The sequence below is a fragment of the Raoultibacter massiliensis genome (assembly GCF_900199545.1).
Taxonomy (GTDB): Bacteria; Actinomycetota; Coriobacteriia; order Coriobacteriales; family Eggerthellaceae; genus Raoultibacter; species Raoultibacter massiliensis.
Map to the genome: position 1 here is coordinate 194,358 of NZ_LT962671.1, position 2,551 is coordinate 196,908.

General features: G+C 68.2%; 3 protein-coding genes. All 3 read left to right on the forward strand.

What is annotated here, in order from left to right; translation table 11 throughout:
• Window positions 1-962: glucosaminidase domain-containing protein (locus C1719_RS04970; protein ID WP_180963482.1), on the forward strand; the 962-nt coding region annotated here is incomplete at its 5' end.
• A 223-nt stretch (window positions 963-1,185) separates the two neighbouring features.
• On the forward strand, window positions 1,186-2,022 hold the full coding sequence (locus C1719_RS04975; RefSeq protein ID WP_102374118.1) for a VirB6/TrbL-like conjugal transfer protein, CD1112 family: 837 nt from the start codon (window positions 1,186-1,188) through the stop codon (window positions 2,020-2,022).
• 109 nt (window positions 2,023-2,131) lie between these two features.
• The coding region (locus C1719_RS04980; RefSeq protein ID WP_102374119.1) for a DNA gyrase at window positions 2,132-2,551 on the forward strand (420 nt) is incomplete at its 3' end.

The following is a 2,551-nucleotide window of genomic DNA, read 5'->3' on the forward strand; positions in this document are numbered from 1 at the left end:
GCATCGTGGCCTTCGCCGCCTGCGCGCTCGCCGTCGCGCAGCTGCTGAGCGCGCTGTTCGGCTTCTGGGACGACGCGGCCTCCAGGCAGGGCCTCGAGGGGCTGCCGCCCTACATCACCTACGAGATGGTCGAGGCGGCGCTCGAGTGCCAGGAGGAGTACGGGCACCCGGCGGGCTGCACCATCGCGCAGATCATCCAGGAGTCCGGCCAGGGGGACCGCATGAGCCAGCTCGCAGAGCGCGACCACAACCTCTTCGGCATGAAGTGGTGGTCGGGCTACGCGGGCTGCCCCGAGGTGGCCGGCAAGGCGAACTGGGCCACCAGCGAGGAGTACGTGCCCGGCGAGCACACCCAGATAACGGCGAGCTTCATCCGCTTCACCGGCGACGCCGAGTGCATCCGCTTCCGCAGCAGGGTCTTCCTGCAGGCGGAGCGCTACTCGGGCAACGCCCTCATCCGCGAGGCGATCGAGAGGCACGACTCGGACAGGATGGCCGAGGGGCTCAAGGACGGCGGCTGGGCGACCGACTCGTCCTACGTCGAGTCCCTGAAGTCGATCATGGCGCAATGGGGCCTCTACCGGCTCGACTCCATGACGGTCGAGGACCTGAAGGACCCGGCCGGGAAAGGGAACGCGATCGTCGAGGCGGCGTACAGCCAGCTCGGCGTGCCCTACGTCTGGGGAGGCTCGACCCCCGGCAAGGCGCTCGACTGCAGCGGGCTCACGCAGTACTGCTACGCGCAGGCGGGCATCCGCATAAGCCACTACACGGGGTCCCAGTACGAGGAGCTCAGGTGCATACCGCTCTCCGAGGCGAAGCCCGGCGACATCCTCTACCGCTCGGGGCACGTGGCCATCTACATCGGCGACGACAGGTACATACACGAGCCGCGGGCGGGCGACGTGTGCCGCATTGCGAGCGGCATCGGCAGCTTCAGCTGCGCGCTCACCGCGAGATAGGAGAAACCAATGCAGGGAAAGACAAGGGTCATGGCCGCCGTCGCGGCAGGCGCGCCCGTCGCGGGCGTCGGGGCCCGGCCNCCGAAGGGCGTTCGCCATCTCCGCCGCGACGGCATTCGCCCTCTGCGCGCTCCTGCTCGTCCCCGCGCAGCCGGCATACGCCGACATAGCCGGGGACGTCAACGATTGGCTGTGCGGCCTCCTGCGCGACTGCTGCAACTGGATGTTCAAGGCGCAAACGGGCGTGCTCGGGTCGATCGGCGCGAACGGGATCCTCTCGGCCGACTTCGCGCACATGCTCACGAGCTCGAGCGACCTGACCATGCACGACGTCGCCCGCGGCGTGTGGCAGGTTGCCATCCTGCCGATCGGGTGCGGGGTGCTCGGCCTGGTCTTCACCCTGAAGCTCATCGAGATCTCCCAGCGCATGGACGGCAGCCAGAGCCTTCCCGGCGTCAAGGAGGTCGTTTTCCTCCTCGTGTTCTTCGCCGTGTTCCTGTTCCTCATACAGAACAGCTTCGACCTGATGGCGTCGATCTACGAGGTCTGCGGGCTCGCCATCGACCGAGTCGAGGCGCTCTTCGGCGCCGGAGGCGCGCTCGACCTGCCCGAGGTGTCAGTCGTCACCACCGACGACGACGTCCCGTCGCTCATCGCCATGCTCGTCGTGAGCCTCATCAGCTGGGTCGTGGTGCTGGCAGCCTACGTCGTCGCCCTCGTGGTCTGCTGGGCCCGCGCGCTCCAGCTCTACATCATGGCCGCGTTCGCCCCGATCCCGCTGGCGTTCCTCGGCATGGACGCCACGCGCCAGATAGGCGTCGGCTACCTGAAGAGCTTCGGGGCAGTCTGCATCGCCGGCGTCATCATCCTCGTGCTGCTCATATCGTTCCCGCTCGTGCTCGGCGGGCTCACCGGGGCGAACCCCGGGACGGGCACCCCGGCCGACGCGGTCGCAAACGGGCTCACCTACGCGCTGCAGTACCTGGCCATGTGCGTGCTGCTCATCCTGGCCCTCGTGAAAAGCGGCTCCTGGGCGCGCGACATCGTGAGCGGCTTCTAGCGGAAAAGCGAGGAAGGGGGCGGTCGCCATGAGATAGGGGCGCCGCGCCGGGGCACGCGTCCCGGCGGAAGAAGACAAGCACAGACGAACGACGAAAAGGAGGAAAGACATGGAAGAGAGGAAGAACGTGTACCTCTCGCTGCACAAGAGCTTCGTGCGCGAGGGAATCGAGTACACCGACCGCGCGACCGGCGAGGCCAGGACCTTCAACTCGGCGACCCTTCCCAAGGGCACCGTCGTCGACGGCGTGGACGTTGGAGGCTACGAGTTCAGCCCCATGTTCGTGAACGAGAGCCGCTTCAAGGGGGCCGACTTCCGGGACATACCGCTGCTCGCGAACCGCGAGGTGTGGCTGAGGAAGACGGTGATGGGCCCGGACGGCCAGCCCGAGCTCGACGAGGGCGGCCGCGCGGTCAAGGACACCGTGAAGGTCATGCCGGCGCAGCTCAAGGAGGCCGTTGACGCAGGGCGCTCGCGCTACCTCGCGGAGCGCGCCGAGCACGCCCGCCAGGCGAGCCGCGCCGCCGAG

Excerpts from the sequence above, each read along its gene's own strand:
- C1719_RS04975 (WP_102374118.1), top strand. The coding sequence starts at position 1,186 with ATGTTCAAGGCGCAAACGGGCGTGCTCGGGTCGATCGGCGCGAACGGG.